This is a genomic window from Kitasatospora sp. NPDC059327 (assembly GCF_042752535.1).
Classification (GTDB): Bacteria; Actinomycetota; Actinomycetes; order Streptomycetales; family Streptomycetaceae; genus Kitasatospora.
Genome location: NZ_JBHYYB010000109.1, coordinates 1 through 19854, shown reverse-complemented (window position 1 = coordinate 19854; position 19854 = coordinate 1). Strand labels below are relative to the sequence as shown.

The window sequence follows — 19854 nt, the reverse complement described above, 5'->3', positions numbered from 1 at the left end:
CTGTCATCCTGAAGTCGTAGAGAACGGCAGTGCACCCCCTCCGTTTCGACCGGAGCCCCGGGGCGGTCGGCCATCCGAAGGTCGGTTCTCGCCCTGGACCGGGCTACCCGCGATGTGCGGCAATGGGTCCCGGTGTCGCCGGCACAGCGCGTCCGTGCTCCAGTGCCTGAATCGCTTCCTGGGCCAGGAGGTGGCAGGACTCTGTCCGGTGACAGGTAGTCGCGTGGGTGGCGGTGCCCGGCGTCGCGGGTCCAGCGGGGAGTTCACGCTGGTGAGTTCGGCGACTTCGGCGCGATGTGGAAACAGTGACGACGCCGTTGTCCGTCTTCCCGCGCCGGCCCGGCCACTGCCGCCCGACATCGGCGGTTTCCGGTGCCGACCTTGCGGTCCCCGGAATCGTCGATGACCAACACGTCCTGCCCGTGCGGCGCGGGTCGCCGGATCGGGTGGCAACAGCTCAAGCCGAGGGCGCTGACCTGCTCGAAACAGACTCTCCTAACCGCTTTCACCAATCTGACTACAAGTCAGTAATGCTTTGGGGCAACGACCCTGATCATCAACGCGCTCGATGCTTGCTCAGAACTGTTCCCAAAGCGTTCATTCCTAGCAACTCTTGACATGCCGCTTGGAGTGGGGTTGTAGTGTCCCTACTCAATCCCGCTCTAGCCACTCTGGAGCTCGCATGATGTCTTCATTGCGTCGGGGGATACTGGCAGCCTCGGTCGGTACCGTGTTGGTGACCGTCGCAGGTCTCCCCATGAAGGCGACGGCCACCGATGTGCCGTCCGATTCCGTCTACTCGTCTGCCTCAGGCGCACTCTTCCCCGGTACCGCACCGGGGAAGGCCACGGGCTCGACGTCCGCGTCCGGCTTCACGTTGTCAAACAACGCCCTCTCGGCATCGTGGGCGGTGAACGGCGGCAGGGTCTCGCTCTCCGCGCTCACCAACTCCGCGAGCGGAACGCCCCACACCGTTCCGGCGGCGATCGGTGAGCTCTTCTCGTTCACCCTCGCCGACTCCACCGTCATCAGGTCCTCCCAGGCCACGCTCACGTCCGCCCCCGCCCTGAGCAGCCTGGCGGCCGACGCCTCAGCGGCCCGTCTCGCGCAGACCGTCGCAGGGAAGGCGGTGAGCATGACGTTCCGCTGGTCGCACGGGGACAACGTCTTGGACGTGACCTGGAGAGCCGAGCTCCGCGATGGCGCGAACAGCGTGTTGCAGAGGTTCACCATCACCCCTGTCAGCGGGACCTTCGACGTCACCAAGCTGCAACTGGTCGACATGACCCTGCCCGACAGCAGGGTGGAGGGCGCCGACGACGGCAGCCCGGTCGTCTCGGGCCCGTCCGGCGCGGAGACGCTCTTCGTCGGAGTCGAGAACCCCATGGCCAAACCCACGGTCGACGGGGCGAACGTGACAATCGGCGTCCCGCGGGCGGGTGACCTGATCGCAGGCAAGTCCTACGAGTACACCGCGTCCCTCGGTGTCGCCCTGGCCGGCGGGCTGCGGCGCTCGTTCCAGTACTACCTGGCACGCGAACGTGTGCACAGCCGCCACACCTTCCTGCACTACCAGAGCTGGTTCGACCTCAAGCCGCCAGGCCTGGTCATCAACGCTCCCGAACTCACCACGACCATCGACCTCTTCGGAAGCGAGCTGACCAAGCGCGAGGCCAAGATCGACAGCTTCTGGGTGGACGACGGCTGGGACTACCTGCGCTCTCCCAAGACGACGGACGATTCCAACCTCAACATCTGGTCCTTCGACCCCACCCAGTTCCCCAACGGGTTCGCCCCCCAGAAGACCGCGGCCGCCAAGTACGGCGGGGCGTCGCTTTCGGTGTGGATGTCGCCCTTCGGAGGCTACGGGGAAAGCTCGGACAAGCGGAACGAGCTGAACAGGAGCAAGCCCGACGCGCAGCGGTACGAGACCCACGGCAACGGTGGGTTCAAGCTCGGCGACCCCGATTACTACAACCGCTTCCGCAAGGTGGCCTTCGACATGATGGACAATCAGGGCGTGCGGGGCTTCAAGTTCGACGGTATCGGTGGGGGGCTCTACCAGCGTGGTCCCAACAGCGACTACCTGGCCGACTACGAAGCCCTGCTGGCTCTCACCACCGATCTGCGAGGTCATCAGAAGGACGTCTGGGTCAACGCCACCGTAGGGACCTGGGGCTCCCCCTACTGGCTGTGGTACGTGGACTCCATCTGGCGCGACGGCGAGGACGCGAACCAGGCCGGCGACGGCTCCCCCCAGGAGAAGTACGTCAACTACCGTGACTCCGAGACGTTCCGGAACATCGCCCGTGAGAACCCGCTCTTCCCGATCCCCTCGGTGATGAACCACGGCATCATCTTCTCCGATCGCGCCACCCAGTTCAGCGCCGACCACGACCTGTCGAAGCGGTCGGTCCGCGACGAGGTCTCGAACGACATCCGTTCCTACTTCGCGCAAGGGATGGGGCTGCAGGAGCTCTACATCCGCAACACCCTCGTCCGACCCGGTGTGCCGGGGGCGGACTGGTTCTGGGACACCCTGGCCGCCAACGCCAAGTGGGCCCGCGCCAACCAGGACCTGCTCACCGATGTCCATTGGATCGGTGGCGACGCGGCAGCCGGTGACGTCTACGGCACCGCGGCCTGGAACTCCACCGAGGGTAAGTCCAAGGGCGTGCTGATGCTCCGCAACCCCTCGGCCTCGACGAAGACCTTCGCGGTCGACCCCCAGCAGATCTTCGAACTCCCCGGCGGCACACACGGCGCGTACCGTTTCACCGAGAAGGACGGCCTGCACACCGGGTTCACCGCCCAGCAAGGGACACCGGTCAGCGTCACTCTGCAGCCGCACGAGGTGGCGGTATTCGAGGCCGTGCCCACCACCGAGACCACCCCCAAACTTGATCTTTAAGCTGGTTGGTCACTCAACCTGCTGATCTGAGGCTCTCTTCTGGGGTAGCGGAGGCGGCCGTTCTCCACGCTTCGAGATATCGAGTCACGAAGCGTGGAGAACGGCCGATGCCATGAATCTTCCCCTCAACGCGTGTAGGTGAAGCGTTGGGCATCTTGTCCCGCTTTGGGGTCGAGCTCTACAAGTGTCCGTACCAGCGAGCGACCCGGTATTCCCACCGATCGGTGGACATCACGGACACTGGATCTTGTGGATTCAGAGGAAGAGATGGCACCGATGGTGCACAGATACTACTCAGCGGAGTTTCGCGCTGACGCTGTGACGCTGTACTGCTCCGATCCGTCGTTGACGTATGCACAGGTCGCGCGGGATCTTGGGGTGCATGCCGACACGCATAGTTCGTTGTTCCGACGCCCCCGGGCCCCGGGCAGGCCTTGGGGGCGTGCCAGCCGGTCCGGGCGCGGCTTCTCGTCCTCTATCCTGACCTGACGTCAGACTCTGCTCGCGCCGTCTCTCTCCGATCCCGAACTGGCAGATGGGAGAGCACTCGAAGATGTCCACGGATTCTGGATTCCTGCTACCTGGTGAGCCGATGGTCGAGGCTGTCGCCCGACTCCCGTACGGGGCCGATGCGGCCGAGGTGAACCGCCTTCAGGAGTCCGGCGAGGTGAACGCCGGAGGCGTCGAGGCCTTGTGGCGACGGTTGCTGGAGAGGGTGGGCGTATCGCGGATCCTCGCTTCTGGCCAGAGCCTGGTGTCAGCCACCGGGTAGTTGGAAGGGGTCGTTCGCCTGACTGATGGCCGCTCCTGGCATCTGCTGGAATTGGTCCCTCATCTTCTTCGTCACGCCGTCGCCGACGACCGTGCCTACAAGGCCGACACGGGCCGCGGCAACCTGGTCTCTACCGCGCAGGGCCTCGTACCGTCGGACGCCGTTTCGGCGAGGGCACCGTCGCCGAGCTGGCGGTGCCCGGTCGGCGCGCTCTGCAGTGGATGAAGGCCGGCCGCCGACTACGGGAGCGGGGCCGCTCCACCGCCCACGGCCACTCCTCGACGGCCTGGGGCACGGCCCACTGGAATTCTGGAATTGGCGACCTCGGGTCGTCCCGGGGAGGGGTCGTTCGCGGCCCTGACGGACCCGAGAACGTGCTTCCGAGACGTTCACGGCCCCTGGGGCCGACCGCCTCCGGACAGGCGCCCACTCGCGCGTCCACGACCTTGAGCAACAGCCCCTGACCTGGTGTTCTCCAGGGATTCGCCTAGGCTGTGGAGGTCTGTGGGACACCGTCGGAGGGGACATCGTGACTGAGGACGCCAACGGGTACGACGCCGGTCAAATCCAGGTGCTGGAGGGGAGGGAAGCGATTCGCAAGCGGCCCGGAATGTACATCGGCTCGACCGGCGAACGCGGCCTGCGCCACATGGTGTTCGAGATCGCCGACCGGGCGGTGAACGAGGTCCTGGCCGGCCTCGCCGGCCGCGTCGCCGTCACCCTCACACCCGACGGCGGCGTGTGCGTCGCCGACGACGGTCCGGGCATTCTTGTCAGCGAAGTGGGAAGCACCGGCAGCACTTTCCTCGAAGCCCTGCTGACCCGCACGTGGGCCGGGACCGGGACCGGCGACCGCAACGGCGTGACACTCGGTTGCTGCGGCGTGGGGCCCTTCGTCGTCAATGCCCTGTCACGCCGGATGACGGCCGAGGTGCGGCGCGAGGGGGTCCGCTGGGTCCAGGAGTACGCGCGCGGCATGGCGGTCTCCCCGCTCACCGAGGCGGGACCGGCGGCCGGAAGCGGGACCGCCATCGTCTTCTGGCCCGACTCCGACATCTTCGGAACCGCGGAGTTCTCGTTCGACGAGCTGGCGGAGCGGTTCCGGGAACTGGCGCTGCTGAACAAGGGCTTGGCGATCTCGCTGACCGATCGGCGCCGGCCGGTCGAGTGCCGGGCGGCGCGGTTCCAGTACCCGTGTGGGGCAAGGGACTTCGTCAAACTTCTCGACTCCCGGGCGGCGGTGCCCGCGATCACGGACATCGTCGGCTTCGAGTGCGAGGACCCTCGGATGGCGGGGACGATGGAGGTGGCCTTCCGCTGGTCCGGCTCACGTGAGGAGCGGGTCCGGAGCTTCGCCAACAGCCGGCCCACCGCGCGCGGCACGCACACGATGGGCTTCCGCGACGGGGTGGCGGCCGCGGTGACCACGTACGCGCGCGAACGGAGGCTGCTGACAGCGACGCACCCCGATTTCAGCGCCGATCGGATCGGCGAGGGCCTGACAGCGGTCGTAGCCGTGAGGTTGGACGATCCTGAGTTCCACGGCTCTATGCTCGACGTGCTGGGCAATGCCACCGTGCGCGCCTGCGTCGGACAAGCCGTCCAGGAACACCTCGGCAGGTGGCTGGAGAAGCATCCGGAACAGGCCGGAGCCGTCCTCGATCGAATCGTCCAGGCCGCCCGGCGGAACCGCTGAGAGTCCGGGTGGAGTCGGTGGGTTGGTGCCAGAACGATGCAGAGTCCCGGGGCGCGACGTCGCGCGTCATTCTGGTCGGCGCCCCCACCTGCGAGGCCGTCCGGCCGCTGGGTACAGCGTGTCACGACGCCCGAACGCCGCGATCGTCGTCGGTTTCAGGCCCCGTTCCGCGTTGGGATTGGGAAGCGGAAGAGGTCAGCGCGCGAGTGTGCCGTTCCGGTTTGGGCGGGCGTTCCATCAGCAGGGCACCGGCCTGGTCGAGGGTGACGTCGCCGCGCAGGAGCCGCACGACTACCTCGGTGATCGGCATCTCCACCCGGTGGCACCGGGCGAGCGCGAGAAGGGCCTCGGAGGTCTTGACGCCCTCGGAGGTCTGGGGGGCCGCCGCGGCGGCCGTGGCGACGTCGGCACCCCGACCCAACCGCTCCCCGAAGGAGCGGTTGCGCGACAGCGGGGAGGAGCAGGTGGCGACGAGGTCGCCCATGCCGGCCAGCCCGGCGAAGGTGTGCGGGTCCGCGCCGATCGCGGCGCCGAGCCGAGCGGTCTCCGCAAGGCCCCGGGTGATCAGCAGCGAGCGGGCGTTGTCACCCAGCCCCATGCCGGCCGCGATCCCCACCGCCAACGCGATCACGTTCTTCACCGCGCCGCCGAGCTCGCACCCGACGATGTCCGCGTTGGTGTAGGGCCGGAAGTACGGGGTGCGGCACGCCGCCTGCAGCCGGGCGGCCACCTCCTCGTCCACGCAGGCCACCACGCTCGCGGCGGGCCGCTTGCGGGCGATCTCCCGCGCCAGGTTCGGCCCGGACGCCACCGCGACGCGCTCCGCGCCGACACCGGCGACCTCGCGGATCACCTCGCTCATCCGCAGCCCCGTGTCGAGCTCGATGCCCTTCATCAGGCTCACCACCACGGTCAACGGGCCGAACAGCGGCGCCCAGGTGGCCAGGTTCGCGCGCAGCGTCTGGGCCGGCACCGACACCACCACGAAGTCCGCGCCCGCCACCGCCCGCTCCACGTCCGTGGTCGCGCGCAGCGACGCCGGCAGGTCGACGCCCGGCAGATACCGCTCGTTACGGTGATTCCGGTTGATCTCCTCCGCGACCTCCGCGCGCCGCGCGTGCATGGTCACCCGGGTACCGGTATCGGCGAGCACCGACGCGAACGCGGTGCCCCAGGAGCCCGCCGAGAGTACCGCCGCCGTCGCCATCCGCCGTCCGATCGCCGTAGGTGGTTCGGGCCTGCACGGACCCGGACGCGGGCAGCCTACCCGCGGCGCCCGAACGCGGCGGACGCCTCAGCCGGGCGCCGCAAGGTGACAGCGACAGCCCGCCGGTGGGCGAGGCGGGACCTGGACGAACCCGGTGTGCATGTTGTCGGCCTGCTCCGTGCCTCGTGCTCGGGAGCGGTCGGTGAAGCGGCTGAGGGGGCGACGCAGATCACCGCGTCGGCGGTGGGCAGGCCGGAGTTGTCCAGGGTGCAGGGAGGCCAGAGCGTTGGAGGGCGAGTTGGCGGCCGAGTCGGCGAGCCGAACCGGGCGGGGCGGCCGGTCTGGACCTCGGGTGTCCTGGTGATACGCCCGGGCGAGCGTGTCGGGGCCTGCCGAGTCTGGCCGGCACGGCCAGGCCTCTCGCCTGCCGGCCCGAACACCGATGGATTGCCGTGTCACGACCCACTGCGATGATGACCGTCAAGGCCGGCAGGAGGGGGCACAGGACGTGATCGAGGTCGCCGAGCAGGTGGTCCGGCGGATCGCCACGGAGGTCGTCAGGCGGGCGCCGGAGGGCTGGACCGAGGCGGTGCTGAACTGCGTCGCGGGTATCGGTGGGAGCTTGAGGTCCGGCGGCTACACCGTAGCCGGGGAGCGCTGGCAGCCGTTCCTCCGCTACGACTTCTACCCCGAGCTGTGGCGCCTGGCGGAGGCCATTCGCGCCAGCCGGGGCTGGGAGCACGCCGGCATGGAGGCTCGGTGGCGGCCGACGGGAGAGTTCGACCTGGTCGCGTTCCCGGACGCGGTCACCGGCGCCCACGGGTACGGCGCCGGCTTCCAGGTCGTGCTCGACCATGCCTACCGGCTGCCCCAGCCGGGCTTCGGGCAGGAGCCGGGAACAGCCGGACCGGCCGGCGACCCAGACCTGGCGGTGGCGCGCTTCCATGCCTACATGAAGCGCCGCGCGTCGATCCTGGGGCAGCCCGAGCAACTGCCGCCTCCCGCCTCGACCGCCGCGCTCGACGAGGCCGAACACCGCCTCGGCACCCCGCTTCCCGCCGACCTGCGGGCGCTGTACCTGCTCGCCGACGGCGACGGCATCGGTCACGAGAACCTCCACCTGTTCGGCACCAACCTCTGGCTGTCGCTGGAGGACCTCGTCGAATCCCAGGCCGAATGGGGTGAACCACTCTGGTTCGGCTGGGACGTGGAATGGGACGCGGTCGTCTTCGACGCCGACCCCGCCGACACCGTCCGGCGCTGTGGCGGTCACCCGGGCTGGCTTCCCTTCGCCTCCGGCCGGGACGGCAACTTCCTGGCCGTGGACGCCGCCCCCGCCGGCAAGGGCCGACCGGGTCAGGTCATCCAGATGGGCCGAGACTTCGACCACGGCCCGGAGTACGTCGCCGATTCGGTGACCTCACTGCTGGGCCACTACCTGGACCTGCTGGAAGAAGGCGCCTACGAGGTGCGGGACCGCACCATCCGCCTGCGGGAGCCCGAGCGCGGCTTCGCCCGCGCAATGGCCGTCGGCGAGATCCCGACGGAGATCCCGTCAACCCTCCAGGACATCACCATCAGCACCCTCTCCCCCACGGTCGACCTCACCCCGCTCGCCGCCGCCCCGAACCTGCGACGGCTGCACCTCCACAACAGCGCCACCACCAACCTGGCCCCGACCCGCGGCCTGCCCGTCGAGGCCCTGCTCATCACCCTCACCGCCCTGAACCTGGGCACTACGACGGTGACCGACCTCGCACCGCTGCGTTCCGTCCCGAACCTGCGCTGCCTGGACCTCTCCCGCGCCAACGCCCAAGACCTCGCCGTCCTGGCCGACCTCCCTGGCCTGCGCCACCTGGTCCTCACCGCACAGCAGTGGTCCGTCCTGCTGCACGAAGGCAACACACCGCCCAACCTCGCCGCCGCGCGTCTGGCGGGTGCCGACGTCAGCTTCGACGACGCGCTGGCCTGGTCGGCCCGGCTCGGCCGTAGCACCGGTGACGCGTTCCGAATGTCCGACACCCACGGCCTGAACGGCAGCTGAGTGCCTTTGGCTACTGAGCCGTCCTGCGGCACGGGCCAGGACAAGGACCCACACCGTCTACTGGGAGGATCTCCGGCATGACCTCCCCACTACGTGCCCTTCACGTCCTCGGTGACCGCCCGTTCGCCGAGATCGGCCGGCCTGTCCTCGCCGTGCCCGACCAGGGACGAGGCCTGCTCGCCATCGCGGGCGAGCAGGGTTTCGACGACACGGCGACGGTTAGGCTCTACGACACTGGGGGCCTCTCCTGCCGAGCCGTGCTCCGCACCCGGTTTCCAGTGCACGCGCTGGCCTTCCACCCCACGGCGCCGCTGCTCGCCGTCGGCACAGGGCAGTACGACGGAGACTACCTCTTCGAAGGCGAGCTGCTCATGCCGTACCGGCAGCAGGAGTAGGCCGCCGGCCGGGGGCGTCTCCGTGCGCGACGTCCCATGACCATTCTGCTGCCGGGTGCTGCGCAGGGAACCCGCTCCTCGCAAGCGCCACTGTCGGCGATTCGGCCAACCGCACTGCGTCATAGACCTGTTGCGGGGATTGGGTCCGTGCACTCTCCACACGACCCCCGCCGCTCTATCCCGGGAAATACGAAGCGACTCAAATACACCAGTTCGATATCTCGGCGTGGTCGTTGAGCCTCACGACCACGCCGGACGACCGCCAAGGGGACTCGCGTTGACCTCGGCCGCACCGAACGAACAGCAGCAGACCGCGCTTAGGCCGCCCCTGCCATCGGAGATCACGTACAGCGGGCAGCACACCGTCAATCCGCTCACCGAGGCCATCTTCCAGCGGATGTGCGCTCAGACCTCGGAAAGGTCCACGACATGAGGCAGACGAAGACCCTGCCCGCGGCGGTGCAGGACTGGGCGGATCAGCACACCGGACGGATCGTGGCCGTACGCGACGCCTCGCACGACTGGCACCGCTCCCGGATCTGGGCACTGGAGCTCGCCGATGGGGCCCGAAGGTACGTCAAGGTCTCGCCCTCGGTGACGCTCTTCACCCACAAGACCCGGGCCTACCGCGGCGTCGTTCCCGCGCTCGGGCACGACCGGGCACCACAGCTCCTGGACAGCCGCGCCGACGAGCTGGCCCTGCTGCTCACGGCCGCGCCCGGCACTCCGGTGCCGGGGTTGGGGCTGTCCTCCGCTCAGTGGCGGGCCGTGCATGCGCAGGCCGGCAGACTGTGCACCCGGCTCCACGAAGCCAGTGAGGAGTGGGAGGGCAAACCGTACAACAGGGGCCACCCCTTCACCAGGGAGGTCCCGCGTAACTTCGCCGCCGGTGCCCGGTACGCCAACGTCATCGCCCCGGAGCTGACGGGCGGGGGCGAGGCGTCGTAACTGCCGTCGTCCGGACCGCGAAGACCACCGCCTGGTCCACCCCGGGTTTCCGGATCCTGCTCGGAAGCGAGGCCGTGAGTCTGTCGGGGTCGGCGGTGAGCACCCTCGCCCTACCCGCGCTGGCCGTGCTGGAGCTGCACGCCTCCACCACCGAGGTCGCCGTGCTCGCGTTCCTCGGACAGCTCCCGAACGCCTTCGCCTTGTGGGCCGGTGCGCTGTCCGACCGGCACCCCAAACGACCCCAGCTCATCGCCTCGGACCTTGCGGCAGCCGGCGCGCTGGTGACGATCCCGGCCGCTGCCGTCGCCGGAGCGCTCACCGTCGGGCAGCTGTGCGTCGTCGCGATCGTGCTCGGAGCAGCCAAGGTGGTACACGATGCCGCGGCGATCAGCCTGCTGCCGGCCCTCGTCCAGCCGGCGCGGCTCCACGACGCGAACGCGAAGCTCGGCGCCGCGTCCGCGGTGGCCGACAGTGCCGGCACCAACGCCGGGGCCGCCCTGGTGAGTGCCGTCGGCCCCGCCCACTCGGTCCTCGCCGACGCCGTGTCCTTCCTCGCCTCCGCAGCGTTCGTCTGGCGCATGCGCATCCCCGAAACCACCACCGCGGCGCGCACCCGCACCGGCCTGGCGCGCGACATCGCCGATGGCCTGCGCTACGTGACGCGGCAGCCCACGATTCGCACCGTGATCGCCGCCCTGTCAACGCTCTCCTTCGGCCTGGCGGTCATGAACACCTACTGGGCGTATTACCTACTGGACCGGCTCAGTGTCTCCCCGTCCGCGTTCGGCGTGATCATGGGCATCGGGGGCGCCGGCGGGGTGGCCGGTGCGCTGCTCGCGCCGAGGATCGCCGCCCGGATCGGCATCGGCCCCACGATCATCGTGGGCTTCGCGGTCAGTCCCCTCGCCCAGGTTCCCCTGCTGTGCGCCGGGCCCGGCCCGCGGTGGCAGATCGTCCTGGCCGTCACGCTGGCGGTGCAGTTGTTCTGGGCGACGGCGTCGGGGACCAGTCAGCGGTCTCTGCGCCAGACATTGTGCGACCCCGCCTTCCAGGGCCGGATGCAGTCCGCCAGCACCACGCTGACCGCCGGGGCCCGCCCGCCCGCCGCTGTCACCGCCGGCGGCCTGGTGCTCCTCCTCGACGTTCGGGCCACCCTCGCCGTCGGCGCGCTCCTCCAAGTCGTGCCCGTCGTCCTGCTGTTGGCCTCCCCCATCCGCGCGATGCGGAAGATCCCCGCCCGCGCGGTCGTGCCTCCCGCCCATGAAGGAGCCACCTCATGACCACCGCGTCCATGACCTACTGGGAGCCGCTCTGGTCCCAGGGCAGCCGCTACCGGCAGCTCGACGACACCGAGGACCGACTGCTGGAGCGGCATCTCGGCACCGGCCGGGGCCGCCCGGCCCTCGACATCGGCAGCGGGGAGGGCTCGCTCACCCGGCGCCTCGCCGAGCTCGGCTACCGCGCGACCGGCATCGACTGCTCACCCAGCGCCGTGGCGCTCGCCTCGGCCCATGACCCCGGGCCCGACCGCGTGTCGGTCTGGCAGTGCATGGACTTCACCACCGACGACCTCGGCGCCCTGCCGGCGCCGGCGTACGCGGTCATCACCTGCCGCCTCGTCTACCGGTGGATCGACGACAAGGCCGCCTTCGTCGACCGCGTCCGCCGCCTCCTCACCCCCCGGGCGGGACGTTCTGGGTCGTCGCCGAGGTCGCCGGCCGCCGCCCCGCCACCGACCCCTTGCAGAACCTCGGCATCACGACGGCCCAGGCCGAACTCCTCACCACGGGATGGTCAGCCGTCCACACCGCCGACCTCGACGTCCTGCGCTGCTATGCCCTGCGCCCCTGACCCCCACCCCGCGATCTGATGGAGGACCGGTGACCACCGAGCAGGACACCGTCGCGACCTGGAACACCTACGGCAACCACCAACTCGCCAGGCGGCTGGAGCTGCCCGAGCTGGACCGGTGGGACTGGGGCATCCCCGACACCGGGCCCGGCATCGAGGTCTTCGGCGACGTGGCCGGGCTGCGCGTCCTCGACCTCGGCAGCGGCCTCGGCCGGCACGCCGCCCACCTCGCCACCCGGGGCGCCGACGTCACCGCCGTCGACGCCTCCCCCGCCCAGCACCAGCGCGCCGCCACTCGCTACCCCGACACGCCGGGCCTGCGCCTGGTGTGTGCCGACGCCGTGGCCCACCTGTGGGACGTCGACCCGTTCGACCTGATCTACTCCGTCTGCTCCGTCCCCTTCCTGAACCCCGACCGGCTGCTGCCCGTCCTGGCCAACGGCCTCAAGCCGGGCGGCTTGGTGCTCTTCTCGGCGCCGCACACCAACGCGGCCGGTACCGGACCGTCGGCCGAGGTAGCCGCGCGGACCGAGATCCTGCGGCTGCCCGGGACCACCGACGACCACCCTGTCGACATGTGGGTCCTTACCCCCAAGCGGTGGGAAGACCTCCTCGTCCAGCACGGCCTCACCATGGAGGCGGTCACCGCGATCGAGTCCGACCAGCCGGACACCCGCGTCTCCTACCGGCTGTACGCCGCCCGCCGCCCGGTCCGAGTACCGTCCCGCCCCCGCACCAGCGCACCGCCGCCACCGCACGCGGCGGTGGGCGTGGGCATCATCGTCCACGGCCCGGACGGAGTCCTCCTCGGCCAGCATCAGCGCCGGACGTGGGAGCTCGCCGGCGGCACGGTCGAGCCGGGCGAGCGCTTCGCCGAAGCGGCCGTCCGCGAACTCCGGGAGGAGACCGGCCTCGTGGCCGAGCCCGACGACGTCCTGGTCCTGGGCACCCTCCTCGACCGGGTGAGCGACGTCGTCCGGGTGACGGTGCCCGTCGTCGTCACCCGGTGGACCGGCGTCCCACAGCAGCGCGAGGAGGCCATCGGGGCCTGGCGGTTCTGGCCCCTGGACGGCCTGGCCAGCCCCGCTGTTCGTACCGAGCGCCCAGTGCCTGACCGCCTGGAACCCGAAGCTGCCGGTCGACCACCCGCCCACCCACTTCCAGCGCTACGAGACCCCAGGCCGCGCGTAGCCCGGCCACCACGCTCACCCGCGTTCGATCGAAAGGCTCCACCACCGTGACCTCACCCACTACGGATGCGCCTGCCCCGTCGCTTCTGGCCGTCGCCGCCCACCCGGACGACGAATCCCTCCTCGCCGGCGGAGTCCTCGCCCAGCACGCCGCCGCGGGCGCCCGCACCGCGGTCGTCACCGCCACCTGGACCGCCGGCACCCACCGCATCCCAGAACTCGCGGACGCTCTCGACATCTTGGGCGCCGGAGCCCCGCGGCTGCTCGGCTACGCCGACGCCCACAACCCCGCCTCGGCACCCGAAGGCACTCTCCGCCTCGCCGACGCGCCGCTCGACGAGGCCGTCGGCCGCCTGGTCGCACACATTCGCGAACTCCAACCCGACATCGTCATCGGCCACGACGCCCTTGGCCAGCTCACCGGGCACCCGGACCACCGGCGCGCCCACCAGATCACCCTCCTCGCCGTAGAGGCCGCCGGCCTGCCGCACCTGTATCCCGAGGCCGGCGACCCCTGGCAGCCGACCGCCCTGTACACGGCTACGCACCCGGAATCCGGTGTGGGGCGGCTCGGCCCGCTCCTCCAGAGCGTGGGCAAGACACTCCTCGCGGTACCGGACGCGTACGTGACCACGACCGTCGACGTGTCCCCGTGGATCGCGCGGAAGTGGCAGGCGATCCTCGCCCACCGCAGCGAAGTCGCCCGCGCACGGCCCCTGCCCGCCCTTCTCGCCCGCCTGCCCGAAGGCGAACGCAACGAGATCATCCGAACCGAGTTCTTCACCCGCCTCTCCCCCGCCCCCGCGTCGGGAGACCCTCACCGACTCACCGCCTGACCGGCCCGCACCCCGACCCCCATCGAACCGAGGACCCCCATGAGCACGACGCCACCCACCTTCGACTCGCCACACTCGTCCACACGGCCCCTGGCCGTCGAACAGGCCGACACCCGGCTGCCGGAACCACCCAACGCCCCGGCGCCGGTTCGAACGGGGCACTGCCAGTGCGGCCGGATCTCCTACCAGATCACCGGCATTCCGGATGATCCGCACTTGTGTTCATGTGTCCATGAGACGCGGATCTCCGGCGGGCCCGCGGTGCTGTGGGTGGGATTCCCCCTGGACTCCCTGGTTTGGACAGGGCCCGGCGGCGAGCCGCAGTGGTACGCGACCTACCTTCTCCGAACTACTGGTGGGTGGCCGGCCACTTGGATCTCCCCACTCGCGGCCACCTGACGGGGAGCCATTTGACAGCGAGGTTACTGACTGTCCGTAACTAGATTCGGCCTGCCTCGTCCTGTCCTGATGCGTCACTCATCCCTATCGGCGGTTCCCGCAACAGCTGGACCCAGCCCGGTGGGGAGGCGGGACACCGCCGCAGCGACCGCCTCTTCGGCCGTGGCCGTCTCGCCGAACACGATGGAGTGGGGATGCTCCATCACGAGGTACGGGCCGCCGTTGCGCGACGGAGCGATGGCCGCCTCGACGCGGAACGGGAACCCGGTGCAGGAGCTGAAGCCGAGCGTCCAGTGACTGGAGAAAACGCAGAGCTGTCGTAGCTTCGGATCGGCATGCGCCGCTTCCACCAGTTCGCCGAACGCAGGGAAATCCGGGGCCTCAGCAGCCTCTTCCCGCATCGTGCGCCATTGCAGCTCCACGACCGAGGCCGGACCGCGTTCGTGAGCCTCGGCGCGCTCGCTGACATGCAGAAACGGCAGGCCGGCGCGGCCCACGGCGCTGGCGGCGGCGAGGTCCAGGTCGAGGAAGGTGAGCGCTTCGAGGGAGGCGAAGTAGTCGGCGGAGCCGGGGCGGTCGCGTTCGGCCTGGGCCAGGCAGCTGGTGGGTACCAGGATTCGGCGTTGGGGGGACTGGTGGGTGGTGTCATAGACGTAGGACAGGAAGCGGTTCCCGGCTGCGAGTGCGGCCAGGGCGGTGTGGTCCAGGACGACGGTGCCGGCAGAGGTCAAGACGCGTCGCCTTCCAGGCCCGCCCAGAAGGCTTGGGCGGCTTGGCGGTCGGGGTCGGTGGGGTCGTCGTTGATGACCGTGCCGGTGGCGGCCATGGCGGCGCGGCCGCGGGCCTGGCGTTCGGCGAGTTCGGTGGGAGTCAGGGTCTGGGCGGCCATGTTGGCCACGACCTGCTTGATGGAGGTGTGGGAGGCATCCGCGATGGCTTTGAGCCGGTCGCGTACTTCCACGTCGACCTGGATGGTGGTGAGGGGCATGTGCCTGACCCACCTCCTCTTCTAGAGAGGATCTCTAGAAGAGGAGGTGGGTGGGTTCCCGGCCGCCCCGGCCCAAGAGCGCGGGGGCACAGCGCAGCGTCGTCCGAGCCGGTGCGCACCCGCTCCCCACCCCACCACTCCATCGGCAGGACAGGGGGCACACAGAGCGCAAGCTGGTTGGCCCCTCCGAGTGGGGGCTGCGTGGCATGTGGCCGTCAGACTTTAGGACGGCTTTGTCGCAGTAACTATCTTGTAGCCAAGATGACGGCGGTTAGGCCATATCAGTAAGGCCCCGGCAAGATTAGGGCGCCAAATAAACCCTCCGCACAGTATCCCTGGCCAATATTTGCGAATTGCGAGCCAGAACATCCAGCGCCAGGTTGGCCACACGTTTCGGCTAATGTCCCTGACCTTGACATTCTCAAAATTCGCTGCTTTCAAGAGAGCTGGAAATCCATCGTGCGTAAAGCGCTCGATGCTTGCCATCCCGGTGCGGAGGGCGATGCTGTCAGCGATGCGCTGGTGCCATGGGCCCGCGGAATCGCGAGGCGGCACTGAGTATTCAAAGAGCACCAATCGACCACCTGGCTTGAGCACGCGCCAAAATTGACCCAACGCCGCCTCAAGCGGATCTGCGTGCACCAGCGCCTCCATCGTAAACACGGCCGATAACGTGTTATCGCCGATGGGCAGCGAACAGTAGGTTGTATTGAGCAGTTGAACTCGCCGCAAGAGGCCACGATCTTCGATATATCGACGCGCCTCCACCAGGCGTTCCGGTATCAGGTCGACTCCGATGACGTTCAGGCGGAATGGGTCGCCGGCTAGCGTAGAAGCGACTCGCCCGTAACCGCAGCCAGCATCAAGGACAAGCGAGTTCGGCGGCAATGCGAGCGTTTGGGCAAGCTGTTGCTCCATGGCAACTAATGCGCTTTCAAGATTGAATTTCCACCCAGGGGGCGTATAGCCAAAATGACATGTGCCGCCCCATTCTCCCGAAAGATATCGGGGTGATCGGCGATAGTAGCGCACCATCCGGCCAGCAGCACCGGACTGACCCTTGAATACTCTTCGCATGGCTCCCGACCTTCTTGCATAAATCTTCGACAGCTCCGCAGATTGGCTGGTTTTTGCGGGCTGTTATAAGCTGCCGAAATGCCGCGCCTCGCGGATCCTGGTCGAATACCCGTCACCTATAGTCATAGCTTCTCATCAGGGTATGTCCACTGCGAAAGAGATGCACCTCCAGCGCGATCGTCTTGAGCGTATGCGGGAGAAGTTGGCAAAGCCGCTTCAACCGATCCGACAGGAAAGGGATCCGGTGCCTGGCAGGGACTCAAGCCTCGTTCGTGGTCGCGCTGGAGACCGGGCGGACGTCGTGGACGGCGGTGCTCGATGCGGTGCGGCTGGAGCCCGGCGCCGACCTGGCCGCCGTCACCACCGCCCAGCTCCGCGACGTGGTGGTCCGGTTGATCACGGCCGGGCAGTGGAAGGCCGGTGATCCGGAGGTCCTGGTGGTGATGGACGCCGGCTACGACGCCCCGCGCATCGCGCACCTGCTCGGTGACCTGCCGGTGCAGGTCCTCGGCCGGCTCCGCTCGGACCGGGTGATGCGCCGCCCGGCACCCGGCCGCGCGGAGTTCGCCGCAGCCCACCCCGCCGGGGGCCGGCCGCCCAAGCACGGCGGCGAGTTCGTCTTCGGCGCCCCCGGCACCTGGGGCGCCGAGCAGGCGGTCACCGCCACCGCGACCCCCCGCTACGGCACCGCTGTCGCCCGGTCCTGGGACCGGCTCCACCGACGTCTCACGAAACGGGCGGCCTGGCTGGACCACGACGGGCCGCTGCCGGTCATCGAGGGCACCGTGATCCGCCTGGCCGTCGAGAAGCTGCCCAGCGGCGGAGTGAACCGGCCGGCCTGGCTCTGGTGGTCGCGCACCGGCGCCAGCGCCGAAGACGTCGACCGCTGCCGGCAGGCGTTCCTCCGCCGCTTCGAGCTGGAGCACACGTTCCGCCTGCTCAAGCAGACCCTCGGCTGGACCCGGCCCCGCCTGCGCGACTCCGCGGCGGCCGACCGCTGGACCTGGCTGGTCATCGCCCAATGCCTCGAAGTTAGAGACCAGGAGACGGTGTCAAGAGGGCGTGAAACGCGATGGGGTCTCTGCTATCCAGGGGATCGACCAAGATCTTCCTGAAAGCAGAGACCTCATGCCCCAGCCTGTCATGGGCGGCACCAGCAATGTGTTCGCCCCCGGCCACCTCGGTGAGTTAACCCAGGTCGTGCCCCCTGAGCTGGTGGACGCGATCTTGGAGGAGTCCGGAGCGCGGGAGCGGCGACTGCGATGCCTGCCCTCCCGGGTCGGGGTGTACTTCGTTCTGGCGTTGGGGCTGTTCGAGCATCTCGGCGCCCGTCTGGTGTGGAACAAGCTGGTCGCGGGGCTGGTCGGCCCCGTTCCCGAGCCTTCCGAGAAAGCGCTCCGTGACCTGCGCAGACGGATCGGTTCCACCCCGATCCAGCGCTTGTTCGAGGTGCTGGCAGGACCGTTGGCTCAGCCGACCACCCCTGGGGTGAGCTACCGACGCTGGCGAACGGTCGCCTTCGACGGATGCAGCAGCCTGATCGTCCCCAGCCATGAACGGAACTGGTCCTGGCTCGGCCGTCCCGCCAGCCGCCTCGGCGAAGCCGGGTACCCCAGACTGATGCTGATGACACTGTGCGAGACCGGAACCCGCGGCCTGACAGCAGCAGCCTTTGGCCCCGTCGCCAAGGGCGAAACGCACTACGCACAGCAGTTGGCATCGGATCTGACCCCGGACATGCTGCTCTTGGCCGACCGCGCCTTCCACACCAACGACCTGCTCGCGCAGGTCGCCGGCCGCGGTGCGCAGTTCCTGGTGCGCTGCACCAGCCGTCGCCACCCACCTGTCCTGACCCTGCTGCCCGACGGCTCCTATCTCACCCGCATCGCCGGCCTCGTCCTGCGCGTCATCGAAGCCGAGATCCGCACACGCACGGCCGACGGCAGCACCTTCGGCGAGACCTACCGGCTGCTGACTACGCTCACCGACCACCGCACCGACCCCGCCCACCGGCTCGTCCGCCTCTATCACGAGCGCTGGGAGATCGAGTGCGCCTACCTTGCGCTGCGTCACACGCTCCTCAAAGGCCGCGTTCTGCGCTCGAAGGATCCCGCCGGCCTCGCCCAGGAGCTGTGGGCCCTGCTCGCTCTGTACCAGGCCCTGCGATCGGTCATGGTCACAGCCGTGGAAACCCGGTCCGGCATCGACCCTGACAGGGCGGCGTTCATCGTCGCCATGGAGGCCGCGCGCGACACCGTCGCCCTGATCGCCCGCCCGGGAGCGGCTCCTGGCCACGAAACCATGACTGACCTGGTCGGACAGATCGGCGCCCGACTCCTGCGCGCCTTGCTCCCCAAGCGCCGTCTGCGGACCTCTGCCCGCGTGGCGAAGCGGGGCGTCTCCCGCTACCACACCTGGAACCGCGATCAACGTCCCCGTGACAGCACCGCCATCACCGGCATCGAGATCACCGTCCAGGCTCCCACCCTCCCAACGGAACAGGATCCGGCCCGAGATCCGGCTTCTCCCTGGAATCAGCTGTGCCGAATCCTTGCCGCCAACGCCAACCAGCCCATGCACGCCCGTGACCTTGCCGATGACATAGGAATCACAGCAGCCCGGGCCCGCAGGAACCTCACCTCCCAGCTCTGCCTGTGGACAAGAAACAGCCTGCTAACCCGCACCGCGCCGAGTACCTACAAGATCACGCTGCCCGAGGCCTTGACACCGTCCCCTGGTCTCTAACTTCGAGGCATTGGGTCATCGCCGCCGACACCCTCCGGGATACCTTCCACGCCTCGGGATCAGTGACCCGTGTGGGTCAGCACGGGTCGCGGGTGCACGGCAACCGGGATGTACTGGTCGGAGTGCAGAGCCCGCACCCCAGCACGGGGTCGGGGCGTCTACGGCCGCGGTCGATCCGGAAACGGATGAGGGGATCCGCGGCGGGCCGAGCCTGGGCTCGCTCGATCGGGACGAGATCCAACCTAAGCGTTCCGATCACAAAGTTACCGGAAGGTAAAGATGACTTGGAATCAATTCCCGCTGTCGCCTGACGGCAGCGCGTCGCCGTCAAGCCGGATCGCCGCCGTCTCCCGGATCCCCGGAAGCATGGAGTTCTGGTGGATCGGCACGGACGGGTCGGTACAGGGTGCGTACTGGTACGACGGGAGGCCGTGGGGGCGCTATGAGCTCGCGCCCGCCGGCAGCGCGTCGACCAACGGCGGTATCGCCGCGGTGTCGCGCGTCCCGAACAGCATGGAACTCTGGTTCGTCGGAGCCAACGGATCCGTCCAGGACCGCTACTGGTACGAGGGCAGCAACTGGCAGGGCTTCGAGCTCGCGCCCGCCGGCAGCGCGTCGACCAACGGCGGTATCGCCGCGGTGTCGCGCGTCCCGAACAGCATGGAACTCTGGTTCGTCGGAGCCAACGGATCCGTCCAGGACCGCTACTGGTACGAGGGCAGCAACTGGCAGGGCTTCGAGCTCGCGCCCGCCGGCAGCGCGTCGACCAACGGCGGTATCGCCGCGGTGTCGCGC

The 19854-nt window shown here is 69.1% G+C and carries 16 protein-coding genes and 2 pseudogenes; 13 read left to right on the top strand and 5 right to left on the bottom strand.

Features of this window, described 5'->3' with window-relative positions; all coding sequences use genetic code 11:
* Positions 1–795 precede the first annotated feature (795 nt).
* The gene (locus tag ACFXHB_RS37945) at positions 796–1137 is read right to left on the bottom strand and encodes a hypothetical protein (protein ID WP_380580488.1); all 342 of its coding nucleotides are present in this window, start codon (positions 1135–1137) and stop codon (positions 796–798) included.
* Positions 1138–1174: 37 nt separating this feature from the next.
* Here ACFXHB_RS37945 and ACFXHB_RS37940 point away from each other — a divergent pair, with 37 nt between their 5' ends.
* From ACFXHB_RS37940 to ACFXHB_RS37930, 3 genes are all read left to right on the top strand, one after another.
* Positions 1175–2911 carry a hypothetical protein gene (locus tag ACFXHB_RS37940; protein WP_380580486.1) on the top strand — a complete coding sequence of 579 codons (1737 nt, stop codon included), beginning with the start codon at positions 1175–1177 and terminating at the stop codon, positions 2909–2911.
* Positions 2912–3178: 267 nt separating this feature from the next.
* Positions 3179–3400, top strand: a complete 222-nt coding sequence (locus ACFXHB_RS37935) for a transposase (RefSeq protein ID WP_380580500.1) — start codon at positions 3179–3181, stop codon at positions 3398–3400.
* Positions 3401–4212: 812 nt separating this feature from the next.
* Entirely contained in the window at positions 4213–5379 is a 1167-nt protein-coding gene (locus ACFXHB_RS37930; protein ID WP_380580484.1) for a DNA gyrase subunit B, read from the top strand.
* 121 nt (positions 5380–5500) lie between these two features.
* Here ACFXHB_RS37930 and ACFXHB_RS37925 read toward each other — a convergent pair whose 3' ends face one another.
* Complete coding sequence (locus ACFXHB_RS37925) at positions 5501–6586, bottom strand: NAD(P)H-dependent glycerol-3-phosphate dehydrogenase (RefSeq protein WP_380580482.1); 1086 nt, start codon at positions 6584–6586, stop codon at positions 5501–5503.
* A 508-nt stretch (positions 6587–7094) separates the two neighbouring features.
* Between ACFXHB_RS37925 and ACFXHB_RS37920 the strand changes: the two genes are divergently transcribed.
* The 7 genes from ACFXHB_RS37920 to ACFXHB_RS37890 all read left to right on the top strand — a co-directional run bounded on the left by ACFXHB_RS37920 (position 7095) and on the right by ACFXHB_RS37890 (position 13850).
* Positions 7095–8630 carry an SMI1/KNR4 family protein gene (locus ACFXHB_RS37920; RefSeq protein ID WP_380580480.1) on the top strand — a complete coding sequence of 512 codons (1536 nt, stop codon included), beginning with the start codon at positions 7095–7097 and terminating at the stop codon, positions 8628–8630.
* 77 nt (positions 8631–8707) lie between these two features.
* Positions 8708–9025, top strand: a complete 318-nt coding sequence (locus ACFXHB_RS37915) for a hypothetical protein (RefSeq protein WP_380580478.1) — start codon at positions 8708–8710, stop codon at positions 9023–9025.
* A 429-nt stretch (positions 9026–9454) separates the two neighbouring features.
* Complete coding sequence (locus tag ACFXHB_RS37910; RefSeq protein ID WP_380580476.1) at positions 9455–9973, top strand: hypothetical protein; 519 nt, start codon at positions 9455–9457, stop codon at positions 9971–9973.
* A gap of 53 nt (positions 9974–10026) precedes the next feature.
* Positions 10027–11253: an MFS transporter gene (locus tag ACFXHB_RS37905; RefSeq protein WP_380580498.1), complete on the top strand. Its 1227-nt coding sequence runs from the start codon at positions 10027–10029 to the stop codon at positions 11251–11253.
* Positions 11250–11843, top strand: a complete 594-nt coding sequence (locus ACFXHB_RS37900) for a class I SAM-dependent methyltransferase (RefSeq protein WP_380580474.1) — start codon at positions 11250–11252, stop codon at positions 11841–11843. The genes ACFXHB_RS37905 and ACFXHB_RS37900 overlap by 4 nt, the downstream gene beginning before the upstream one ends.
* A gap of 10 nt (positions 11844–11853) precedes the next feature.
* Positions 11854–13065, top strand: coding sequence for an NUDIX domain-containing protein (locus tag ACFXHB_RS37895; RefSeq protein ID WP_380580472.1), 1212 nt, complete (start codon positions 11854–11856; stop codon positions 13063–13065).
* The gene (locus ACFXHB_RS37890) at positions 13062–13850 is read left to right on the top strand and encodes a PIG-L deacetylase family protein (protein WP_380580470.1); all 789 of its coding nucleotides are present in this window, start codon (positions 13062–13064) and stop codon (positions 13848–13850) included. Before ACFXHB_RS37895 ends, ACFXHB_RS37890 begins: the two co-directional genes overlap by 4 nt.
* A gap of 473 nt (positions 13851–14323) precedes the next feature.
* Here the strand turns inward: ACFXHB_RS37890 and ACFXHB_RS37885 are convergent, their stop codons facing one another.
* The 3 genes from ACFXHB_RS37885 to ACFXHB_RS37875 form a co-directional block, all read right to left on the bottom strand.
* Complete coding sequence (locus ACFXHB_RS37885; RefSeq protein ID WP_380580468.1) at positions 14324–14980, bottom strand: DUF6193 family natural product biosynthesis protein; 657 nt, start codon at positions 14978–14980, stop codon at positions 14324–14326.
* Entirely contained in the window at positions 14977–15237 is a 261-nt protein-coding gene (locus ACFXHB_RS37880) for a hypothetical protein (protein ID WP_380580466.1), read from the bottom strand. Before ACFXHB_RS37880 ends, ACFXHB_RS37885 begins: the two co-directional genes overlap by 4 nt.
* A gap of 222 nt (positions 15238–15459) precedes the next feature.
* Positions 15460–16314, bottom strand: a complete 855-nt coding sequence (locus ACFXHB_RS37875) for a class I SAM-dependent methyltransferase (protein WP_380580464.1) — start codon at positions 16312–16314, stop codon at positions 15460–15462.
* A 176-nt stretch (positions 16315–16490) separates the two neighbouring features.
* On the opposite strand from ACFXHB_RS37875, the pseudogene ACFXHB_RS37870 reads away from it, so the two are divergent.
* The 3 genes and pseudogenes from ACFXHB_RS37870 to ACFXHB_RS37860 all read left to right on the top strand — a co-directional run.
* A pseudogene (locus ACFXHB_RS37870) lies at positions 16491–17351 on the top strand (transposase); the annotation flags it as partial.
* Between the two features lie 91 nt (positions 17352–17442).
* Positions 17443–19059 carry an IS4 family transposase gene (locus ACFXHB_RS37865; protein ID WP_380580462.1) on the top strand — a complete coding sequence of 539 codons (1617 nt, stop codon included), beginning with the start codon at positions 17443–17445 and terminating at the stop codon, positions 19057–19059.
* Positions 19060–19338: 279 nt separating this feature from the next.
* Positions 19339–19854 (top strand): annotated as a pseudogene (locus ACFXHB_RS37860) (hypothetical protein); the annotation flags it as partial.